Annotated in this window: 30 protein-coding genes and 1 tRNA gene; 1 reads left to right on the top strand and 30 read right to left on the bottom strand. The window is 58.1% G+C overall.

The window, feature by feature from the left end; translation table 11 throughout:
• Window positions 1-20 precede the first annotated feature (20 nt).
• From rpmD to Q4S45_RS22370, 20 genes are all read right to left on the bottom strand, one after another.
• The gene (gene rpmD / locus Q4S45_RS22465) at window positions 21-209 is read right to left on the bottom strand and encodes a 50S ribosomal protein L30 (protein WP_305507743.1); all 189 of its coding nucleotides are present in this window, start codon (window positions 207-209) and stop codon (window positions 21-23) included.
• Between the two features lie 10 nt (window positions 210-219).
• Window positions 220-738 (bottom strand): 30S ribosomal protein S5, encoded by a 519-nt coding sequence (gene rpsE, locus Q4S45_RS22460; RefSeq protein ID WP_054265836.1) that lies wholly within the window; start codon window positions 736-738, stop codon window positions 220-222.
• Window positions 739-749: 11 nt separating this feature from the next.
• Window positions 750-1,112, bottom strand: a complete 363-nt coding sequence (gene rplR, locus Q4S45_RS22455) for a 50S ribosomal protein L18 (RefSeq protein WP_099916724.1) — start codon at window positions 1,110-1,112, stop codon at window positions 750-752.
• An 11-nt stretch (window positions 1,113-1,123) separates the two neighbouring features.
• Entirely contained in the window at window positions 1,124-1,657 is a 534-nt protein-coding gene (gene rplF / locus Q4S45_RS22450; RefSeq protein WP_305507739.1) for a 50S ribosomal protein L6, read from the bottom strand.
• A gap of 10 nt (window positions 1,658-1,667) precedes the next feature.
• The gene (gene rpsH / locus Q4S45_RS22445; RefSeq protein ID WP_305507737.1) at window positions 1,668-2,063 is read right to left on the bottom strand and encodes a 30S ribosomal protein S8; all 396 of its coding nucleotides are present in this window, start codon (window positions 2,061-2,063) and stop codon (window positions 1,668-1,670) included.
• 14 nt (window positions 2,064-2,077) lie between these two features.
• The gene (gene rpsN, locus Q4S45_RS22440) at window positions 2,078-2,383 is read right to left on the bottom strand and encodes a 30S ribosomal protein S14 (RefSeq protein WP_305507735.1); all 306 of its coding nucleotides are present in this window, start codon (window positions 2,381-2,383) and stop codon (window positions 2,078-2,080) included.
• Between the two features lie 4 nt (window positions 2,384-2,387).
• Window positions 2,388-2,927: a 50S ribosomal protein L5 gene (rplE, locus tag Q4S45_RS22435; protein WP_305507733.1), complete on the bottom strand. Its 540-nt coding sequence runs from the start codon at window positions 2,925-2,927 to the stop codon at window positions 2,388-2,390.
• Window positions 2,928-2,929: 2 nt separating this feature from the next.
• Complete coding sequence (rplX, locus tag Q4S45_RS22430; RefSeq protein ID WP_305507731.1) at window positions 2,930-3,244, bottom strand: 50S ribosomal protein L24; 315 nt, start codon at window positions 3,242-3,244, stop codon at window positions 2,930-2,932.
• A gap of 9 nt (window positions 3,245-3,253) precedes the next feature.
• Window positions 3,254-3,622 (bottom strand): 50S ribosomal protein L14, encoded by a 369-nt coding sequence (gene rplN, locus Q4S45_RS22425; RefSeq protein WP_008444317.1) that lies wholly within the window; start codon window positions 3,620-3,622, stop codon window positions 3,254-3,256.
• A 283-nt stretch (window positions 3,623-3,905) separates the two neighbouring features.
• Window positions 3,906-4,178 (bottom strand): 30S ribosomal protein S17, encoded by a 273-nt coding sequence (rpsQ, locus tag Q4S45_RS22420; RefSeq protein WP_099789557.1) that lies wholly within the window; start codon window positions 4,176-4,178, stop codon window positions 3,906-3,908.
• Entirely contained in the window at window positions 4,175-4,366 is a 192-nt protein-coding gene (gene rpmC, locus Q4S45_RS22415; RefSeq protein ID WP_223464557.1) for a 50S ribosomal protein L29, read from the bottom strand. Before rpmC ends, rpsQ begins: the two co-directional genes overlap by 4 nt.
• A gap of 12 nt (window positions 4,367-4,378) precedes the next feature.
• On the bottom strand, window positions 4,379-4,798 hold the full coding sequence (gene rplP / locus Q4S45_RS22410) for a 50S ribosomal protein L16 (RefSeq protein WP_050409764.1): 420 nt from the start codon (window positions 4,796-4,798) through the stop codon (window positions 4,379-4,381).
• A 2-nt stretch (window positions 4,799-4,800) separates the two neighbouring features.
• Window positions 4,801-5,631 (bottom strand): 30S ribosomal protein S3, encoded by an 831-nt coding sequence (gene rpsC / locus Q4S45_RS22405; RefSeq protein WP_305507720.1) that lies wholly within the window; start codon window positions 5,629-5,631, stop codon window positions 4,801-4,803.
• Window positions 5,632-5,640: 9 nt separating this feature from the next.
• Complete coding sequence (rplV, locus tag Q4S45_RS22400; RefSeq protein ID WP_219884135.1) at window positions 5,641-5,973, bottom strand: 50S ribosomal protein L22; 333 nt, start codon at window positions 5,971-5,973, stop codon at window positions 5,641-5,643.
• Complete coding sequence (rpsS, locus tag Q4S45_RS22395; protein ID WP_119811777.1) at window positions 5,970-6,245, bottom strand: 30S ribosomal protein S19; 276 nt, start codon at window positions 6,243-6,245, stop codon at window positions 5,970-5,972. The genes rplV and rpsS overlap by 4 nt, the downstream gene beginning before the upstream one ends.
• A 9-nt stretch (window positions 6,246-6,254) precedes the next feature.
• Window positions 6,255-7,082: a 50S ribosomal protein L2 gene (gene rplB / locus Q4S45_RS22390; protein ID WP_305507718.1), complete on the bottom strand. Its 828-nt coding sequence runs from the start codon at window positions 7,080-7,082 to the stop codon at window positions 6,255-6,257.
• On the bottom strand, window positions 7,082-7,399 hold the full coding sequence (gene rplW, locus Q4S45_RS22385; RefSeq protein WP_305507716.1) for a 50S ribosomal protein L23: 318 nt from the start codon (window positions 7,397-7,399) through the stop codon (window positions 7,082-7,084). Before rplW ends, rplB begins: the two co-directional genes overlap by 1 nt.
• Complete coding sequence (gene rplD / locus Q4S45_RS22380; RefSeq protein ID WP_305507715.1) at window positions 7,396-8,016, bottom strand: 50S ribosomal protein L4; 621 nt, start codon at window positions 8,014-8,016, stop codon at window positions 7,396-7,398. Before rplD ends, rplW begins: the two co-directional genes overlap by 4 nt.
• A 3-nt stretch (window positions 8,017-8,019) precedes the next feature.
• The gene (gene rplC, locus Q4S45_RS22375; RefSeq protein ID WP_305507714.1) at window positions 8,020-8,676 is read right to left on the bottom strand and encodes a 50S ribosomal protein L3; all 657 of its coding nucleotides are present in this window, start codon (window positions 8,674-8,676) and stop codon (window positions 8,020-8,022) included.
• A 260-nt stretch (window positions 8,677-8,936) separates the two neighbouring features.
• Window positions 8,937-9,013, bottom strand: a tRNA-Val gene (locus Q4S45_RS22370).
• A 339-nt stretch (window positions 9,014-9,352) separates the two neighbouring features.
• On the opposite strand from Q4S45_RS22370, the gene Q4S45_RS22365 reads away from it, so the two are divergent.
• Window positions 9,353-10,501, top strand: coding sequence for a tetratricopeptide repeat protein (locus tag Q4S45_RS22365; protein WP_305507713.1), 1,149 nt, complete (start codon window positions 9,353-9,355; stop codon window positions 10,499-10,501).
• A 134-nt stretch (window positions 10,502-10,635) separates the two neighbouring features.
• Here Q4S45_RS22365 and Q4S45_RS22360 read toward each other — a convergent pair whose 3' ends face one another.
• From Q4S45_RS22360 to rpsL, 10 genes are all read right to left on the bottom strand, one after another.
• Window positions 10,636-10,944 (bottom strand): hypothetical protein, encoded by a 309-nt coding sequence (locus Q4S45_RS22360; RefSeq protein WP_305507711.1) that lies wholly within the window; start codon window positions 10,942-10,944, stop codon window positions 10,636-10,638.
• On the bottom strand, window positions 10,931-11,221 hold the full coding sequence (locus Q4S45_RS22355) for a BrnT family toxin (protein WP_305507709.1): 291 nt from the start codon (window positions 11,219-11,221) through the stop codon (window positions 10,931-10,933). Before Q4S45_RS22355 ends, Q4S45_RS22360 begins: the two co-directional genes overlap by 14 nt.
• Before the next feature lie 114 nt (window positions 11,222-11,335).
• Window positions 11,336-11,767, bottom strand: a complete 432-nt coding sequence (locus Q4S45_RS22350; protein WP_305507707.1) for a DUF2784 domain-containing protein — start codon at window positions 11,765-11,767, stop codon at window positions 11,336-11,338.
• Between the two features lie 43 nt (window positions 11,768-11,810).
• Complete coding sequence (locus Q4S45_RS22345; protein ID WP_305507705.1) at window positions 11,811-12,047, bottom strand: type II toxin-antitoxin system RelE/ParE family toxin; 237 nt, start codon at window positions 12,045-12,047, stop codon at window positions 11,811-11,813.
• Between the two features lie 48 nt (window positions 12,048-12,095).
• On the bottom strand, window positions 12,096-12,464 hold the full coding sequence (locus tag Q4S45_RS22340) for a type II toxin-antitoxin system HicB family antitoxin (RefSeq protein ID WP_305507704.1): 369 nt from the start codon (window positions 12,462-12,464) through the stop codon (window positions 12,096-12,098).
• Between the two features lie 188 nt (window positions 12,465-12,652).
• Window positions 12,653-12,970, bottom strand: a complete 318-nt coding sequence (gene rpsJ, locus Q4S45_RS22335) for a 30S ribosomal protein S10 (protein WP_005663509.1) — start codon at window positions 12,968-12,970, stop codon at window positions 12,653-12,655.
• Window positions 12,971-13,103: 133 nt separating this feature from the next.
• Window positions 13,104-14,294 carry an elongation factor Tu gene (gene tuf / locus Q4S45_RS22330; RefSeq protein ID WP_305507569.1) on the bottom strand — a complete coding sequence of 397 codons (1,191 nt, stop codon included), beginning with the start codon at window positions 14,292-14,294 and terminating at the stop codon, window positions 13,104-13,106.
• A gap of 73 nt (window positions 14,295-14,367) precedes the next feature.
• The gene (gene fusA / locus Q4S45_RS22325; protein WP_305507698.1) at window positions 14,368-16,473 is read right to left on the bottom strand and encodes an elongation factor G; all 2,106 of its coding nucleotides are present in this window, start codon (window positions 16,471-16,473) and stop codon (window positions 14,368-14,370) included.
• A 114-nt stretch (window positions 16,474-16,587) separates the two neighbouring features.
• The gene (gene rpsG, locus Q4S45_RS22320) at window positions 16,588-17,058 is read right to left on the bottom strand and encodes a 30S ribosomal protein S7 (protein WP_305507696.1); all 471 of its coding nucleotides are present in this window, start codon (window positions 17,056-17,058) and stop codon (window positions 16,588-16,590) included.
• Between the two features lie 116 nt (window positions 17,059-17,174).
• The gene (gene rpsL, locus Q4S45_RS22315; protein ID WP_025603541.1) at window positions 17,175-17,558 is read right to left on the bottom strand and encodes a 30S ribosomal protein S12; all 384 of its coding nucleotides are present in this window, start codon (window positions 17,556-17,558) and stop codon (window positions 17,175-17,177) included.
• Window positions 17,559-17,751 lie beyond the last annotated feature (193 nt).

The following is a 17,751-nucleotide window of genomic DNA, read 5'->3' as shown; positions in this document are numbered from 1 at the left end:
CCGTTCGCAAGCCCGAAGGCTTACGAGACAACTTTAACGAGGTACGAGACTTTGTTGATCATGCCGCGCACCGATGGGGTGTCTTCCAGCTCGGAAACCGAGTTGACGCGACGCAGGCCCAGGCCGCGCACGGTCGCACGATGCGATTCGCGCGTGCCGATCAGGCCCATGACCAACTGAACCTTGACGGTTTTTTTAGCTTCTGCCATGTCGTTCACCTTAAGCCAGGATGTCTTCAACCGACTTGCCGCGCTTGGCGGCGATGTCGGAAGCCGTGCTCATCTTCGACAGACCGTCGAGGGTGGCGCGGACCAGATTGTAAGGGTTCGACGAGCCGGTGGATTTCGCCACGACGTCGGTCACGCCCATTACTTCGAAGATAGCGCGCATTGCGCCGCCGGCGATCACGCCGGTACCAGGCTTGGCAGGCATCATCATTACTTTCGATGCGCCGTGACGGCCGGTAACGGTGTGGTGCAGGGTACCGTTCTTCAGAGGCACCTTGATCAGGTTGCGACGGGCTTCTTCCATTGCCTTCTGCACACCAACCGGTACTTCCTTCGACTTGCCCTTGCCCATGCCGATGCGGCCATCGCCGTCACCGACGACGGTCAATGCGGCGAAACCCATGATACGACCACCCTTGACCACTTTGGTCACGCGGTTGATCGCGATCATTTTTTCGCGCATGCCATCATCCGGCTTGTCGCTTTGCATTTTAGCTTGCATTTTTGCCATGATGATTATCCTTAGAACTTCAGACCGGCTTCACGCGCGGCTTCTGCCAGCGCCTTCACACGGCCGTGGTAACGGAAACCGGAGCGGTCGAACGCAACTTCGGTAATCCCTGCTTTCAGTGCCTTCTCGGCGACGCGCTTGCCGACCAGTGCGGCAGCGGCGGCATTGCCACCCTTGCCGGACTTGCCTGCCAGTTCGGCGCGCACTTCGGCTTCGGCGGTCGAGGCCGAAACCAGGATCTTCGCGTCCGGGCTGATCAGGTTGGCGTAAATGTGCAGGTTGGTACGATGTACCGACAGGCGATTTACTTTCATCTCCGCAATTTTGATGCGGGTCTGGCGTCCACGACGCAGACGTGATTCTTTCTTGTCCATGGTCAGCCCTATTATTTCTTCTTGGTTTCTTTAAGCTTAACCACTTCGTCCGCATAACGGACGCCCTTGCCCTTGTAAGGCTCAGGGGAGCGGTAAGCACGCACTTCAGCGGCAACCTGGCCGACCTGCTGGCGATCGATACCCTTGATCAGGATTTCGGTCGGGGTCGGGGTCGTTGCAGTGACGCCAGCTGGCATCGCATGCGCGACCGGATGCGAGAAACCGAGCGACAGGTTCAGCTTGTCGCCGGCGGCCTGGGCCTTGTAGCCCACGCCGACCAGGGTCAGCTTCTTCTCGAAGCCCTTGGTCACGCCGGTCACCATGTTGTTGACCAGGGCGCGCAGGGTGCCCGACATCGCATTCGACTCGCGGCTGTCGTCGACGATGTCGAACGACAGGGTGCCGTTGTTATTTTCTACCTTTACCAGGCCGTTCAGGGGCTGAACCAGCGTACCCAACGGACCTTTTACCGTGATCGACTGTGCAGTGATCGCCACTTCGGCGCCAGCTGGTACAGTGATCGGCATCTTAGCTACTCGAGACATCGTCTACTCCTTAAGCCACGTAGCAAATAACTTCGCCACCGACACCGGTAGCGCGCGCTTTGCGATCGGTCATGACGCCTTGCGGAGTCGACACGATCGCCACGCCCAAGCCATTCATGACGCTAGGGATTTCATCTTTGCCTTTGTAGACGCGCAGGCCCGGACGGGACACGCGATCGAGGCGCTCGATGACCGGACGGCCAGCGTAATACTTCAAACCGATTTTCAGTTCCGACTTGCCACCGGCTTCGGTGACAGCGAAATCTTCAATGTAACCCTCGTCCTTGAGGACGTTGGCAATCGCCACCTTGACTTTCGACGACGGCATTGCCACGGTCGTTTTTTGTACGCCCTGGGCGTTGCGAATGCGGGTCAGCATATCGGCGATAGGATCGCTCATACTCATTGCTTCTTCTCCTATTACCAGCTTGCTTTAGTCATACCCGGAATTTCGCCACGCATGGCGAATTCACGGAGCTTGATACGTGCCAGACCGAATTTACGGAATGTGCCACGTGGACGGCCGGTGATCGCGCAGCGGTTACGCTGGCGGGTCGGGGCCGAGTTGCGCGGCAGTGCCTGCAACTTCAGACGGGCTTCATAACGTTCTTCTTCCGTCTTCGACTGGTCGTCGATGATGGCTTTCAGAGCGGCACGCTTTGCGGCGAATTTCTCCACCAGGTCTGCACGCTTCTGTTCGCGGTTAATCAGTGCTAGTTTTGCCATGATCTCAGTTTCTGAACGGGAATTTGAAGGCGGCGAGCAGAGCTTTCGCTTCGTCGTCGGTCTTGGCGGTGGTGGTGATGCTGATGTTCATACCACGCAGCGCATCGATCTTGTCGTACTCGATCTCAGGGAAAATGATCTGTTCCTTGACACCGATGTTGTAGTTGCCACGACCATCGAACGAACGGCCGTTGACGCCACGGAAGTCACGCACGCGCGGCAGGGCCACGGTGATGAAACGATCGAGGAATTCGTACATACGGGCGCCGCGCAGGGTGACCATGGTACCGATCGGATAGCCTTCGCGGATCTTGAAACCTGCGATAGCCTTACGAGCCTTGGTGGTCACTGGCTTCTGGCCAGCAATCTTGGTCAGGTCGCCGGTCGCGTGCTCGATGATCTTCTTGTCAGCGATCGCTTCGCCAAGGCCCATGTTCAGGGTGATCTTGGTCAGGCGTGGCACTTGCATTACCGACTTGTAACCGAATTTCTCGGTCAGGTCGGCAACGACTTTTTCTTTGTAAAAATCTTGAAGACGGGCCATGATTAAACCTTCACTACTTCGCCGGAGGACATAAAGACGCGGACTTTCTTGCCGTCGACATCTTTAAAACCTACGCGGTCTGCCTTGCCAGTCGCTGCATTGAACAATGCAACGTTGGACACGTGAATCGGCATAGTCTTATCGACGATACCGCCCTGTACACCGGTCATTGGGTTCGGCTTGGTCGCTTTTTTAGCGACGTTGACGCCTTCCACGATGACGTGCTCAGCGTCTACACGCTGCTGCACGACACCACGTTTGCCCTTGTCTTTACCGGTCAGAACGATGACTTCGTCGTTTTTACGAATCTTATCCATTACGACTCCTTACAGAACTTCAGGTGCCAGGGACACGATCTTCATGAACTTTTCAGTGCGCAGTTCGCGCGTGACTGGTCCAAAAATACGCGTACCGATCGGTTCCAGCTTGGCGTTGAGCAGCACGGCAGCGTTGCCGTCGAACTTCACCAGGGAGCCGTCTTGGCGGCGCACACCTTTAGCGGTACGCACAACCACAGCGTTATAAATTTCACCTTTTTTGACACGGCCGCGTGGCGCAGCAACCTTGACGGTTACCTTGATCACGTCGCCAATGCCAGCATAACGGCGCTTGGAACCGCCCAATACCTTGATGCACATGACTTCCTTGGCACCGGTATTGTCGGCCACTTCGAGCCGGCTTTCAGTTTGAATCATAGTATTCTCTTTCCCAACTTAAGCCGAAGAATCCCCACAACGTGGGCCTGCGGTCAGTCTTGGTCCCGCCAGACGCCCCTGCTGGAGCCCCCGATTGGGTGATGGACTTTCCAAAAAACTTTCGTTTCAGGACCGCAGCCACCTGGGGTGACGAATTATTGCGGCAAACATGAACGAAGCCCGCTAGTATCGCATAACACCGGCGGGCCCGCAAGAACTAAATTGTCAGCCGGGCCGCCGTACCATCGGTACAACGGCCCGGCCGCTTGCTGCTATTTACTGCTTAGATCACTGGGGCTGCTTGCACAACCTTGGTAACCGTCCAAGCCTTGGTCTTGGAGATCGGGCGACCTTCCTGGATCTCGACGGTGTCACCCATCTTGACCGAGTTGGTCTCGTCATGCGCGTGATACTTGTTCGAACGCATGATGATCTTGCCGTACAGCGGGTGCTTGACGTGACGCTCGATCAGGACGGTGACCGTCTTGTCCATCTTGTCGGACACGACCTTGCCAACCAGCGTGCGCTTCAGCGCGACTTTAGTAGTTTCGGTCATTTGGCATCCTTCGAGTTCATTACCGTCTTCACACGCGCGATATCGCGGCGTACCTTCTTGAGCTGGGAAGTGTTGCTCAGCTGCTGCGTAGCGATTTGCATGCGCATGCCGAACTGTGCCTTCAACAACTCATTCAGCTCTTTCTGGAGAGCGTCCTGGTCCTTGCCGCGGAGTTCTGTTGCTTTCATATCCAACTCCTCTTATTGACCGACCTGGCGCACGACAAACGTCGTAGCCAGCGGCAGTTTGGCAGCGGCCAGGCGGAATGCTTCGCGCGCCAGTTCTTCTGCGACGCCGTCCATCTCGTACAGGACCTTGCCTGGCTGGATTTCAGCGACGTAGTATTCCGGATTGCCCTTACCGTTACCCATACGAACTTCGGCCGGCTTGTTCGAAATCGGCTTGTCCGGGAAAACGCGGATCCAGATACGGCCGCCACGTTTGATGTGACGGGTCATGGCGCGACGAGCTGCCTCGATCTGGCGTGCGGTGATACGGCCGCGGGCGACTGCCTTCAGGCCGAACTCACCGAACGACACAGCGGTGCCGCGGGTGTGCGAAATGCCGGTGTTACGGCCTTTCTGCTCTTTACGATACTTCCTGCGTGCTGGTTGCAGCATGGTTATTCTCCTGCTTTCTCAGCTGGAGCAGCAGCAGCGGCGGCCGGCAGCTTGACAGCTGGACGGGCACGGACGGCTGGTGCGCCAGTCGGGGATGGCTTGGCGCCTGCTGGACGTGGGCGGCCTGCTGGCTTGCCATCGTCACGGCGTGGACCGCGGCTCTTCTTCTCGTCGGCTGGGGTGTCGATCACTGGTGCTTCGCCGGTAGGCGAGCGGTCACCCTTGTAGACCCACACCTTGACACCGATGATGCCGTAGGTGGTCGACGCTTCGCTGGTACCGTAGTCGATATCGGCGCGCAGGGTGTGCAGAGGCACGCGGCCTTCGCGGTACCACTCTTTGCGGGCGATCTCGATACCGTTCAGACGACCGGACGACATGATCTTGATGCCGAGGGCGCCCAGGCGCATCGCGTTTTGCATCGCGCGCTTCATTGCGCGACGGAACATGATGCGCTTTTCCAGCTGCTGCGAAATCGAATCGGCGATCAGCTGCGAGTCGATTTCCGGCTTGCGGATCTCTTCGATATTGACGTGCACCGGCACACCCATGATCTTGGTCAGCGACGACTTCAGTACTTCGATGTCTTCGCCTTTTTTACCAATGACCACGCCTGGGCGCGAGCTGTAGATCGTGAAGCGCGCGTTCTTGGCAGGACGCTCGATGACGATGCGGCCAACCGAAGCGTTCTTCAGTTTCTTTTTCAGGAACGCACGTGCTGCGAGGTCTTCGTTGAGCATTTGGGCAAAGTTACCATTGCCCGCGTACCAACGCGACGCCCAGTTACGGGTTACTGACAGGCGGAAGCCTGTTGGATGAATCTTCTGTCCCATCGTGACCCCTTAGTTACCGACAGTCACGTAGATGTGACAGGATTGTTTGGAGATACGATCGCCCCGGCCCTTAGCGCGTGCAGTGAAGCGCTTGAGGATCGGGCCCTTTTCAACGTAGATCTGAACGACCTTCAGCTCGTCGATGTCGGCGCCGTCATTGTGCTCGGCGTTCGCGATGGCGGACTCCAGAACCTTCTTGATGATGGTCGCACCCTTCTTCGGGCTAAATTGCAGGATGTCGAGTGCTGCGCCGACCTTCTTGCCGCGGATCAGATCTGCTACCAGACGGCCCTTTTGGTCCGACAGGCGCACACCTTTGAGGATAGCTTTGGTTTCCATTATTTCTTCGCCTTCTTGTCAGCGGCATGGCCCTTGAACGTACGGGTCAGTGCGAATTCGCCGAGCTTGTGACCAACCATGTTCTCGGAAACGTACACCGGCACGTGCAGCTTGCCGTTGTGAACCGCGATCGTCAGGCCGATGAAGTCAGGCGAGATCGTCGAACGACGCGACCAGGTTTTGACTGGCTTCTTGTCTTTGTTCGCTTGCGCGGCTTCGACTTTTTTCACCAGGTGGGCGTCGATGAACGGCCCTTTTTTCAATGAACGTGTCATGTCTTATCCTTATTTCTTGCCGCGGCGCGAGACGATCATGGAAGTCGTACGCTTGTTACGGCGCGTCTTCTTACCCTTCGTCTGTTGACCCCAAGGCGACACTGGATGACGACCAGCTGCCGTACGTCCCTCACCACCACCGTGCGGGTGATCGATCGGGTTCATGACCACACCGCGAACGGTAGGACGCACACCGCGCCAGCGCATCGCACCGGCTTTACCGATCTTGCGCAGGCTGTGCTCGGCGTTACCGACTTCGCCTACCGTTGCACGGCATTCGATGTGGACGCGGCGCACTTCACCCGAGCGCAGGCGGACCTGGGCGTAGGTGCCTTCGCGGGCCATCAGCACGACGCCGGCGCCGGCGGTACGGGCCATCTGGGCACCCTTACCTGGCAGCATTTCGACGCAATGCATCACGGTACCGACCGGGATGTTACGGATTGGCAGGCAGTTGCCCGACTTGATCGGCGCTTCCGAACCGTTCATCACGCTGTCGCCAACGGCCATGCCCTTGGTAGCGATGATGTACTGGCGCTCACCGTCTGCGTAGCACAGCAGGGCGATGTTGGCGGTACGGTTTGGATCGTATTCGATCCGCTCGACCTTCGCAGGAATGCCGTCCTTCTGACGCTTGAAGTCGATCAGGCGGTAGTGCTGCTTGTGACCACCACCGATGTGACGGGTGGTGATGTGGCCGTTGTTGTTACGGCCGGCGGTCTTCGATTTCTTTTCAACCAGGGCTGCGAACGGACGGCCTTTGTACAGGTCCGGGTTCACAACCTTCACCATGCCGCGACGGCCTGGCGAGGTTGGTTTCATCTTAACGAGTGCCATTATTTAGCCTCCTCGGAGAAGTTGATTTCCTGGCCAGGCTTCAGGCACACGAAAGCACGCTTGGTATGGTTGCGACGACCGTTGAAACGGCCCGAACGCTTCTGCTTACCTTCGCGATTGACGGTCTGCACCGATTCCACTTCGACCTTGAACAGCAGTTCAACGGCGGCCTTGATTTCAGGCTTGGTGGCGTCAGGCAGGACACGGAACACGATCTGCTCGTTCTTTTCCGCGACCATGGTGGCCTTCTCGGAAATGACCGGCGCCTGCAGCACCTTCATCAGGCGCTCTTCGCTAAATTTGATTGGGGCGCTCATGCGAACATCTCCTCGATCATGGTCAGTGCAGCTTTGGTGACCACGATTTTTTTGTAGAACACCAGCGACATCGGATCGGCGTGACGCGGCTCGACGACCAGCACGTTAGGCAGGTTGCGCGATGCCAGCATCAGGTTCTCGTCCAGGGTGTCGGTGATGATCATGACCGATTCCAGGCCCATGCCCTGCAGCTTTTGCGACAGCAGCTTGGTCTTCGGTGCGTCGATGGACATGCCTTCGACGACGACCAGGCGCTCTTCGCGAGCCAGCTGGGACAGGATCGAGCAGATACCTGCGCGATACATCTTCTTGTTCACTTTGTGGGTGAAGTTCTCGTCAGGCGAGTTCGGGAAGATGCGACCACCGCCGCGCCACAGTGGCGACGACGACATACCAGCGCGAGCGCGGCCGGTGCCTTTTTGGCGCCATGGCTTCTTGGTCGTGTGGTGGACTTCTTCACGATCTTTCTGCTTGCGGTTGCCCGAACGCGCGTTGGCGGCGTAGGCGACGACGATCTGGTGGATCAGGGCTTCGTTGTAGTCACGGCCGAAAACGGTATCGGCTGCGGCGACGTTCGAACCTGCTTGTCCTTGCTCATTCAGAAGCTTGAGTTCCATCGTTTAAGCTCCCTTCTGTGCTTTGGTTTTGATGGCAGGCGACACGACGACCTGGCCATTTTTCGCACCTGGTACGGCGCCTTTGACCAGCAGCAGCTGACGGTCGGCATCGATACGGGCGATTTCGAGATTCTGTACGGTGCGGTTGACGTCACCGAGGTGACCGGTCATGCGCTTACCAGGGAACACGCGGCCTGGATCTTGCGCCATACCGATGGAACCTGGAACGTTGTGCGAACGCGAGTTACCGTGCGTTGCGCGACCCGACGAGAAGTGGTGACGCTTGATGGTACCGGCATAGCCTTTACCGATCGTGACGCCCTGCACGTCGATCTTCTGACCGACTTCAAACAGCGAGGCAGCGACGACGTCGCCAGCTTTCAGTTCTGCAGCTTTAGCGGCATCGACGCGGAATTCCTTCAGCATCGTACCGGCTTCGACGCCAGCTTTGGCGTGGTGACCCGCAACAGCTTTGGTCACGCGGGATGCGCGACGTTGACCGAATGCGACCTGAACGGCGGTGTAACCATCCGTTTCAGGAGTTTTGACTTGCGCAACACGGTTGTTCGACACGTCGAGCACGGTAACTGGGATCGAATCCCCGTCATCCGTGAAGATGCGCATCATACCAACCTTGCGACCGAGAAGGCCTAGGCTCATTTTTTCTCCATTCCCACCTGCGATTGGGCGGGGCTGACTGTTTAACTACCAAGTAAAGGCATGAATCCAAAAAAGACGAATCCATACCGAAGCCGGCTAGTATAACGCGCAAAGGGGCTTGACGCAACAACTAAGTTGGGGGTATGTCGATGTGTTGCATTTCGCAGAACGCCAGTACTGGCGGGAGGCAATTCGCATTGCCGGGCCGAAAAAAGAGGATTTTCGGCCGGGAGGATGGCGCATGGATGCGCGAGGAAATCTGGTGGGCGGTGAGGAATTCGAATCCCCGACCCCTTGGATGTCGACCAAGTATTCTAACCAGCTGAACTAACCGCCCGAGGGGACGCATTGTAAAGAGCGGGCGGCCGATGCGCAAGGGGTGTTTGCCAAAATATCAGCAAGGTGGCCGGTCCTATCGCCTCCTCCGCCCATTTATGCTGGCGGCCGAAGTGCGCAGCACCATGCGTCGTTGCGCAAGGCGCAGGCGATGCCATCGGCGATCGCTAGCCCTTCTTCGACGATCAGGATGATTTCCATGGGGACGAGTATCGCGCGGTTTGACGTATGGGAAAATTAAATACTTGAGCAATCAACAATGTTATTATTTATTCCTCGCGGCAACTAGCCGAACTTCAGTGGAACCACCATGCGACTCCGAATTCTTGCTTGCGCCATCTTGTCCGCCATCTCCCTGCATGCCGGGGCCACCGAAGTGGGCATCAATGCCGCGGGCCAGGTGCTGCTCGATCGCGGCCAGAGCCTGTTGGCGCAAGGCCAGGTGCAGCAGGCGTTCGATGCCTACCGCGAAGCGGCCAAGGCCGATCCGGCGTCGTCGCTGCCAGACTCGATGAGCGCAGGCCTGTTCGGGTATCTGGCCGAGCGCAGCACCGGCGACCAGCGCGCCAAGTTCCTGGCGCAGTCGCTGGCGTTTGCGCGCAGTGCGCTGACACATAACAGCGCCGACCCCATCGCCAACGAACTCATCCGACTCGCAGAGCAGGATGCGCCAACGCATCTGCACGCGCCCACCAAGGAAGCGGCCGATCTGGTCGAGGCCGGCGAATCGCTGTTCGCCCAGCGGCGCCTGCCGGAAGCGTTGGCCAAATACGAATTGGCGGCGCAGGTCGATCCGCTGTACTCGGCCGCCTGGGTCTTCGCCGGCGACTGCTTCTACGTTGAAAAGCGCTGGGCCGAGGCGGAGGCGCGCTTTCGCAAGGCGGCGTCGATCGAACCGCTGAATGGCCAGGCGTGGCGCTTCCTGTCGGATGCGCTGGCGCAGCAGGGCAAGAAGCAGGATGCGCAAGACGCGCTATTGAGCGGCATCGCGGCGCAGCCGACCCAGCGGCCGAACTGGGACAAGCTCGATACCATGTTGCGCGCAGGCGGGGTGACGATGGCGCGGCTGAACCTGCGGCGCCGCGCCAGCGCCACGCTCGATCCGGCGACCCACAAGCCCACCGTCAACCTCGACAAGCAGTTGCTCGACAAGCCGCAGGGCGCCGACACAAGCTTCTGGACGATGTACGGGATGACGCTTGCCACTGCCATGGCTCAGAAGGATCCGGCCGCCTCGCCGTTCTCCCTTGAGCTCCAGGCGCTGAGGACTGCGCTGAAGGTGGACGCCGACCTGCAGGAAAAAGAGCCGCGCTCCTTCGACGACCCGGGCCTGGCGCTGTTGCGCAAGCTTGGGGCGCAGGGGCAACTGGAGACGGCGATCCTGCTGCTGATGTATCGGGAGTCGTATCGCCCCGAATTCGAGGCCTGGAAGAAGGCGCATCCGAACGGCGTGCGCGAGTTTGTGCTGCTGCAGAACGTGCGGCCCTGAATCGTCAGATGCACGGTGGTGGACGGCGACAGGCTTTGGCGGCGCCGACAACCCCGGGGTCCGCGGCGCGTTATGAGAAGAGGGGCTACCGTAGCACCCACATTAACCTGGTGCTGCGGCCGATATGGCCACAACTATCGATAGTCGATCGCGAAATTCAATCCTGTCGGCGGGATCTCGCCGCGCTCGGCGCGGGCGTCGATTATCTCGGCGATCAGCTCTTCGCCCTGGTCTAGGGCGCTGTCGGGGTCTGGTCCGTATCCAATCGCATCGGGAAATTCCGCAGAGCGTGCGCACCACTTCTCATCGGCCAATCGCACGACCTCGATGTTCACGGTGACTTGATGGGAGGGTCGCCGACCTGCATATTTGCCCCTGACCGCATTACTCCAATCCAGATATTCCGGGCGGATGTCATCATCGATCTGATCAACCTCGCTCATATAGTTTCCTCTCCGAGCACGTTGCAGGGCGCGCAGTCAAAATTCTGGTTCGTTTTCCGCGCTCAGTGCAGATAATGACCAAAATACGCCCGTCCGCAGAGTGACCGACTGCACGAAACCGGCACTCCTCTACCGAATGATCGCGATCCAGCACAAATTGCGACAGCGGATCATCCAGCACGGCCTTCGCTTCATCAAACGATACGCCATGTTTTCGCAGGTTGGAAGCGGCCTTGCGCGCATCCCATTCGACCTTCAAATTGCCAAATGGTTTCATATTTGCCCCAAGGAGTCGACGGCGCGCCGAAAATCGGCCGAACCACGTCGTACGATCTTAAAGAGCGTGAACGGAGGCTTGTAAAGGCGCTTCAACAGGCACGTCGGAACTCTGCTATTTCAACCTAGTTCCGGCACCAGAATGAAATGGCGCTGTCGGGCGCACGGCGAACCAGCTCCACCCCACCAGCAACCCGAACAGCGAGTAAGTCGCAATAAATATCCAGCCAGGAGCCTGATAGAACAACAGCCTGCCTAGCCAATACCCGATGAAATCGCCCTCGTAAGCGATTTGGCCAGCTTGGATGCGCAGCCATTGCTCGAGCGTCGTCAAGGGACAGGCAAAATCGAACCACGCCTGCAGCGCTACATACGCGATGGCCGCGAGGTGCACCGCGCGGAACCAGAAATTGCGGACCCATCGCCAGCGTAGCGCGCCGCCCACCAAGGTCAACACAAGACCGGCTACGACGAACAGCACAATGCCAACATGCAGAATCAGTACTGCGTCGGCCAGATTCCGGAGCATCACTGGATCGAAAGGCATCAACGGCTCCCTATTCCTGAACGCACCGAGCACCATGCGCGCTTCATGGCCATTGTTGCGCGGTGTGTTTTACACGCAGGATTTCCACATTGCCCGCCCGTTCGCGGTAAATGACAACGAAGTGTCGGTGGGCGATTAACTCGCGCGTGCCGTCCTTGCGGCCAAGCCGGCCCAGCTGGGGATAAGTCGCCAAATTTCCCGTTTTCGCCTTGAGTTGGCGGATAAACTGATTCGCAACGATCGGGCTGTCGAGGGCAATTCGTCGCGCGATCTGCGCCATATCGTTGATGGCGTGCCGCTTCCATAGAACGGCCCCCATACGTCTGGTCTATTTGGCGAAGACGGCGGATCGAATCTGGCGAAACGCTTCCTCCTGCGATACGGTTGGCTCATCGTCGTCGATGGCCTCCTGCACTTCCGCGTCGAGCCATTCCAGGTAAGCGCTATCCTCGCGGTGCACGGGGAGCGGCGCTTCACCCTCTTCAGAGAACGATGGTTGGAATATCGACAAGCTGATCTCTGCCGGCGAAACGCGTCGGGACTCGATGCTTTCTGCGATAACTCGTAGGGCAATCACCTGAGCGTTCGCCAGCGCATCGGTCGCGGTTTCACCATACGCCGAGACGCCCGGAAGCTGGCGCACCTCTGCCAGCCAGCGGCCATCTTCAACACGTTGGCATTCAACGGTCAACTTCACGCAAACCTCTCAGGATTGTTCGACATGGCGCCGATCTGCTTCAATCATACCGGATTTGGATCACCACGACGTCCGCACGTTCCTTGGTGGGGTCGATGCCAAAACGTGCCAAACGGAACGAAAAAAAACCGGAGGCGCGTGAGCGGCTCCGGTTTTTTCAGGCGGCGGACTAGCCGCTGCCTTGGGAATTATTGCAGTTTGATTTCGACGTCAACACCAGCTGGCAGGTCCAGCTTCATCAGCGCGTCAACGGTCTTGTCCGTTGGGTCGACGATGTCCATCAGACGCTGGTGCGTGCGGATCTCGAACTGGTCGCGCGAGGTCTTGTTGACGTGCGGCGAACGCAGAACGTCGAAACGCTGGATGCGGGTTGGCAGTGGAACTGGGCCCTTGACAACGGCGCCGGTGCGCTTCGCGGTGTCAACGATTTCCAGTGCGGACTGGTCGATCAGCTTGTAATCGAACGCTTTCAGGCGAATACGGATTTTCTGGTTTGGTGCGGACATGGTATTTCCTTTAAAGAGCGAACCGGACTGATTGCCCGGCAATATGTATAAGGCGTAACTTACTGCTCAACAAAAAGCAGGGGGCACAGTATAACCTGTTCCCCCCGCCTTGAATCACACGGCTTAAATTAAATTAAGCGATGATCTTTGCAACAACGCCGGCGCCGACGGTACGGCCGCCTTCGCGGATTGCGAAACGCAGACCTTCTTCCATCGCGATCGGGTTGATCAGCTTGACGGTGATCGACACGTTATCGCCTGGCATGACCATCTCTTTGTCCGCTGGCAGCTCGATCGAACCGGTCACGTCCGTGGTACGGAAGTAGAACTGTGGACGATAGTTGTTGAAGAACGGGGTGTGACGGCCGCCTTCGTCTTTCGACAGGACATAGATCTCGCCGGTGAAGTGGTTGTGCGGCTTGATCGAACCTGGCTTGGCCAGAACCTGGCCGCGCTCGACGTCTTCACGCTTGGTGCCGCGCAGCAGCAGACCGACGTTGTCGCCAGCCTGACCCTGGTCCAGCAGCTTGCGGAACATTTCCACGCCGGTGCAGGTGGTCTTGACGGTATCTTTGATGCCGACGATTTCGATTTCTTCGCCGACCTTGATGATGCCGCGCTCGACACGACCGGTCACCACGGTACCGCGGCCCGAGATCGAGAACACGTCTTCGACCGGCATCAGGAAGGCGCCGTCAACTGCGCGCTCTGGCGTCGGGATGTAGGTGTCGAGGGCTTCAGCCAGTTGCATGATCGCCTGCTCGCCCATCGGGCCGGTGTCGCCGTCCAGCGCCATACGTGCCGAACCCTTGATGATTGGCAGGTCGTCGCCTGGGAACTCGTACTTCGACAGGAGCTCGCGCACTTCCATTTCGACCAGTTCCAGCAGTTCTGCGTCGTCGACCAGGTCGCACTTGTTCAGGAACACGATGATGTATGGAACGCCAACCTGGCGCGCCAGCAGGATGTGCTCGCGGGTCTGTGGCATTGGGCCGTCAGCTGCGGAGCAAACCAGGATCGCGCCGTCCATCTGCGCTGCACCGGTAATCATGTTCTTGATGTAGTCGGCGTGGCCTGGGCAGTCAACGTGAGCGTAGTGACGGCCGGCGGTCTCGTACTCGACGTGCGCGGTGTTGATGGTAATGCCGCGTGCTTTTTCTTCTGGAGCAGCATCGATCTGGTCGTAGGCTTTTGCTTCGCCGCCGAATTTCTTCGACAGGACGGTAGCGATAGCTGCAGTCAGGGTGGTTTTGCCGTGGTCAACGTGACCAATGGTGCCGACGTTGACGTGCGGCTTGGTCCGTTCGAATTTACCTTTTGCCATTTTGTTCTTCCTTAAAAGAGCGAGTTACTTAGTTTAATACGGACCGGGGACACCCCCGGCCCTGTTTTCCTGATTACTTGGCTTTAGCAGTAACGATTGCGTCGGTGACGTGCTTAGGCGCTTCCGAGTAGTGCTTGAATTCCATCGTGTAGGTAGCGCGGCCTTGCGTTGCCGAACGCAGCGAGGTCGAGTAACCAAACATTTCGGACAGCGGCACTTCGGCTTTGATAATCTTGCCACCGCCGCCTGGGATCTCGTCCATGCCCTGCACCATACCGCGGCGGGACGACAGGTCGCCCATCACGGTACCGGCGTAGTCTTCCGGCGTTTCCACTTCCACGGCCATCATCGGCTCGAGGATGACTGGCGATGCTTTGCGGCAGCCTTCCTTGAATGCCATCGAAGCGGCCATCTGGAACGCGTTTTCGTTCGAGTCCACATCGTGGTACGAACCGAAGAACAGCGTGACCTTGACGTCGACCACTGGGTAGCCGGCCAGCACGCCGGTGTTGAGCGTACCGCGCACACCTTTTTCGACCGCAGGGATGTATTCGCGTGGAACCGTACCGCCCTTGATCGCGTCGACGAATTCGAAGCCCTTGCCCGGCTCTTGCGGCTCGATCTTCAGAACCACGTGACCGTACTGACCACGACCACCCGACTGCTTGACGAACTTGCCTTCGGACTCTTCGCAGGTCTTGCGGATCGTTTCGCGGTAGGCAACCTGTGGCTTGCCGACGGTCGCTTCGACGCCGAATTCGCGCTTCATGCGGTCAACGATAATTTCCAGGTGCAGCTCGCCCATACCACCGATGATGGTCTGGCCCGACTCTTCGTCGGTCTTGACGCGGAACGAAGGATCTTCCTGTGCCAGGCGGTTCAGCGCCAGGCCCATCTTTTCCTGGTCGGCCTTGGTCTTCGGCTCGACGGCCTGCTGGATCACCGGCTCAGGGAACACCATCTTTTCGAGGGTGATGACGGCCGATGGATCGCACAGCGTTTCGCCGGTGGTCGCATCTTTCAGGCCGACCGCAGCGGCGATGTCGCCGGCGCGCACTTCCTTGATTTCTTCGCGCTGGTTAGCGTGCATCTGCAGAATACGGCCAAGACGCTCTTTCTTGTTCTTGATCGGATTGAAGACGGTGTCGCCCGAATTGATCATGCCCGAGTAGACGCGGAAGAAGATCAGCTGGCCGACGAATGGGTCGGTCATGATCTTGAATGCCAGCGCCGAGAACTTCTCGGTGTCTTCGGCTTTACGCTCGGTCGGCTGGTCGTCTTCGTCCATGCCCTTGACCGGTGGAATGTCCACTGGCGATGGCAGGTACTCGATGACGCCGTCCAGCATTGCCTGAACGCCCTTGTTCTTGAACGCGGTACCGCACATCATCGGCACGATTTCCGATGCGATGGTGCGCTGGCGCAGAGCAACCTTGATCTCTTCTTCCGAGAGGTCGCCTTCTTCCAGGTACTTGTTCATCAGGTCTTCGTTCGCTTCAGCAGCGGCTTCGACCATCTTCTCGCGCCACTCGGCGGCCTGGTCGGCCAGCTCTGCTGGGATATCGCGGTAGTCGAACTTCATGCCCTGCGACGCGTCGTCCCAGTAGATCGCCTTCATCTTGACCAGATCGACCACGCCCTTGAAGTTGTCTTCGGCGCCGATTGGAATCTGCAGCGGGATCGGGTTGGCCTTCAGGCGCGCGCGCATCTGGTCGTAGACCTTGAAGAAGTTCGCACCGGTACGGTCCATCTTGTTGACGAAGGCCAGGCGTGGCACTTTGTACTTGTTGGCCTGACGCCATACGGTTTCCGACTGTGGCTGCACGCCGCCGACTGCGCAGTAAACCATGCAGGCGCCGTCGAGCACGCGCATCGAGCGCTCGACTTCAATGGTGAAGTCCACGTGGCCCGGGGTGTCGATGATGTTGATGTGGTGCTCAGGGAAGTTGTTGGCCATGCCCTTCCAGAAGCAGGTCGTCGCAGCCGAGGTAATGGTGATACCGCGTTCCTGCTCTTGCTCCATCCAGTCCATGGTGGCGGCGCCATCATGCACTTCGCCAATCTTGTGATTCACGCCCGTGTAGAACAGGACGCGCTCGGTCGTGGTGGTCTTGCCAGCATCGATGTGAGCGGAGATACCGATATTGCGGTAGCGCTCAATGGGGGTCTTGCGTGCCATAAATATTCCTAAATCTTTGAATGGACAAAACCGAGCGGCATTTTGAAAACAAAATGAGCCCGGCCTCGAACAACAGATACATGGCCGCGCCCCCGAAAGGGGTTGGCCAAATGATTAGAAGCGGAAGTGCGAGAACGCCTTGTTCGCTTCAGCCATGCGGTGAACTTCGTCACGCTTCTTCATTGCGCCGCCACGCATTTCTGCGGCTTCCATCAGTTCGCCACCGAGGCGCTGTGGCATCGACTTCTCGCTGCGCTTGTTGGCAGCTTCGCGCAGCCAGCGCATGGACAGGGCCATACGACGGACTGGACGCACTTCGACTGGCACCTGGTAGTTGGCACCGCCGACGCGGCGCGATTTTACCTCAACCATTGGCTTGGCGTTGTTGATCGCCAGGGCGAACACTTCGAGCGGATCCTTGCCCGATTTTTGCTTGATGTGCTCGAAAGCACCGTAGATGATGTTTTCAGCGACCGACTTCTTGCCGGACAACATCAGAACGTTGACGAACTTGGCGACATCCGTATTGCCGAATTTTGGATCAGGCAGGATATCGCGCTTGGGGACTTCACGACGACGTGGCATTTCAATTCCTTTCAGTCTTCAGTTGAGCGCGCTAAGGCAGCACTCGCGGTAGGCCATCATAGCCACCACTTACTCGACCATTACGATCGGTTCAACTCAATTAATGGGTAAGAGAATTACTTCTTACCAGCTTTAGCGCGCTTCGTGCCGTACTTGGAACGAGCTTGCTTACGGTCTTTAACGCCCTGGGTATCCAGTGCACCGCGAACCATGTGGTAACGCACACCCGGCAAGTCTTTCACACGGCCGCCGCGCAGCAGCACGACACTGTGTTCTTGCAGGTTGTGGCCTTCACCGCCGATGTACGAAATGACTTCGAAACCGTTGGTCAGGCGAACTTTGGCGACTTTACGCAGAGCCGAGTTTGGCTTCTTTGGAGTCGTCGTGTACACACGGGTGCAGACACCACGTTTTTGCGGGCTGTTTTCCAGCGCCGGCGATTTGCTCTTCACGGTCAGGGCGACGCGTGGATTGCGAATCAGTTGATTGATGGTTGGCATCGTTATAAATCCAACAAAGATACAACATGAATAACCCGGGCTGACGCCCGGGGACTAAAACCTAGCCCGTACTTACTGACAAGGGAGGCGCGAATAGCCACTCAGCAAGGGAGCGGCCGTCAATGCGTTCGATGTGCAGAATAAATTCGAGAACTCGCGAGTATAAGCCCGTTCGCAGGGTGGGTCAACAGGT

It is taken from the genome of Massilia sp. R2A-15 (assembly GCF_030704305.1).
Lineage (GTDB): Bacteria > Pseudomonadota > Gammaproteobacteria > Burkholderiales > Burkholderiaceae_D > JAFCUW01.
Note: the sequence above shows the minus strand (reverse complement) of the source record. Positions and strands in the feature narration are given on the sequence as shown.

What these genes read in the sequence shown, in the direction of transcription:
- rplD (WP_305507715.1), bottom strand. Translation starts at nt 8,016, where the DNA reads ATGGAACTCAAGCTTCTGAATGAGCAAGGACAAGCAGGTTCGAACGTC.
- rpsQ (WP_099789557.1), bottom strand. Translation starts at nt 4,178, where the DNA reads ATGACCGAAACTACTAAAGTCGCGCTGAAGCGCACGCTGGTTGGCAAG.
- rplP (WP_050409764.1), bottom strand. Translation starts at nt 4,798, where the DNA reads ATGCTGCAACCAGCACGCAGGAAGTATCGTAAAGAGCAGAAAGGCCGT.
- rpsH (WP_305507737.1), bottom strand. Translation starts at nt 2,063, where the DNA reads ATGAGTATGAGCGATCCTATCGCCGATATGCTGACCCGCATTCGCAAC.
- rpmD (WP_305507743.1), bottom strand. Translation starts at nt 209, where the DNA reads ATGGCAGAAGCTAAAAAAACCGTCAAGGTTCAGTTGGTCATGGGCCTG.
- rpmC (WP_223464557.1), bottom strand. Translation starts at nt 4,366, where the DNA reads ATGAAAGCAACAGAACTCCGCGGCAAGGACCAGGACGCTCTCCAGAAA.
- Q4S45_RS22355 (WP_305507709.1), bottom strand. Translation starts at nt 11,221, where the DNA reads ATGAAACCATTTGGCAATTTGAAGGTCGAATGGGATGCGCGCAAGGCC.
- fusA (WP_305507698.1), bottom strand. Translation starts at nt 16,473, where the DNA reads ATGGCACGCAAGACCCCCATTGAGCGCTACCGCAATATCGGTATCTCC.
- rplW (WP_305507716.1), bottom strand. Translation starts at nt 7,399, where the DNA reads ATGAGCGCCCCAATCAAATTTAGCGAAGAGCGCCTGATGAAGGTGCTG.
- rplC (WP_305507714.1), bottom strand. Translation starts at nt 8,676, where the DNA reads ATGAGCCTAGGCCTTCTCGGTCGCAAGGTTGGTATGATGCGCATCTTC.
- rpsN (WP_305507735.1), bottom strand. Translation starts at nt 2,383, where the DNA reads ATGGCAAAACTAGCACTGATTAACCGCGAACAGAAGCGTGCAGACCTG.
- rpsG (WP_305507696.1), bottom strand. Translation starts at nt 17,058, where the DNA reads ATGCCACGTCGTCGTGAAGTCCCCAAGCGCGATATCCTGCCTGATCCA.
- Q4S45_RS22350 (WP_305507707.1), bottom strand. Translation starts at nt 11,767, where the DNA reads ATGCCTTTCGATCCAGTGATGCTCCGGAATCTGGCCGACGCAGTACTG.
- rplB (WP_305507718.1), bottom strand. Translation starts at nt 7,082, where the DNA reads ATGGCACTCGTTAAGATGAAACCAACCTCGCCAGGCCGTCGCGGCATG.
- rplE (WP_305507733.1), bottom strand. Translation starts at nt 2,927, where the DNA reads ATGGCCCGTCTTCAAGATTTTTACAAAGAAAAAGTCGTTGCCGACCTG.
- rpsS (WP_119811777.1), bottom strand. Translation starts at nt 6,245, where the DNA reads ATGACACGTTCATTGAAAAAAGGGCCGTTCATCGACGCCCACCTGGTG.
- Q4S45_RS22360 (WP_305507711.1), bottom strand. Translation starts at nt 10,944, where the DNA reads ATGAGCGAGGTTGATCAGATCGATGATGACATCCGCCCGGAATATCTG.
- Q4S45_RS22345 (WP_305507705.1), bottom strand. Translation starts at nt 12,047, where the DNA reads ATGGCGCAGATCGCGCGACGAATTGCCCTCGACAGCCCGATCGTTGCG.
- rpsJ (WP_005663509.1), bottom strand. Translation starts at nt 12,970, where the DNA reads ATGTCCGCACCAAACCAGAAAATCCGTATTCGCCTGAAAGCGTTCGAT.
- rplR (WP_099916724.1), bottom strand. Translation starts at nt 1,112, where the DNA reads ATGGACAAGAAAGAATCACGTCTGCGTCGTGGACGCCAGACCCGCATC.
- rplF (WP_305507739.1), bottom strand. Translation starts at nt 1,657, where the DNA reads ATGTCTCGAGTAGCTAAGATGCCGATCACTGTACCAGCTGGCGCCGAA.
- tuf (WP_305507569.1), bottom strand. Translation starts at nt 14,294, where the DNA reads ATGGCAAAAGGTAAATTCGAACGGACCAAGCCGCACGTCAACGTCGGC.
- rplX (WP_305507731.1), bottom strand. Translation starts at nt 3,244, where the DNA reads ATGGATAAGATTCGTAAAAACGACGAAGTCATCGTTCTGACCGGTAAA.
- rpsE (WP_054265836.1), bottom strand. Translation starts at nt 738, where the DNA reads ATGGCAAAAATGCAAGCTAAAATGCAAAGCGACAAGCCGGATGATGGC.
- rplN (WP_008444317.1), bottom strand. Translation starts at nt 3,622, where the DNA reads ATGATTCAAACTGAAAGCCGGCTCGAAGTGGCCGACAATACCGGTGCC.
- rpsC (WP_305507720.1), bottom strand. Translation starts at nt 5,631, where the DNA reads ATGGGACAGAAGATTCATCCAACAGGCTTCCGCCTGTCAGTAACCCGT.
- rpsL (WP_025603541.1), bottom strand. Translation starts at nt 17,558, where the DNA reads ATGCCAACCATCAATCAACTGATTCGCAATCCACGCGTCGCCCTGACC.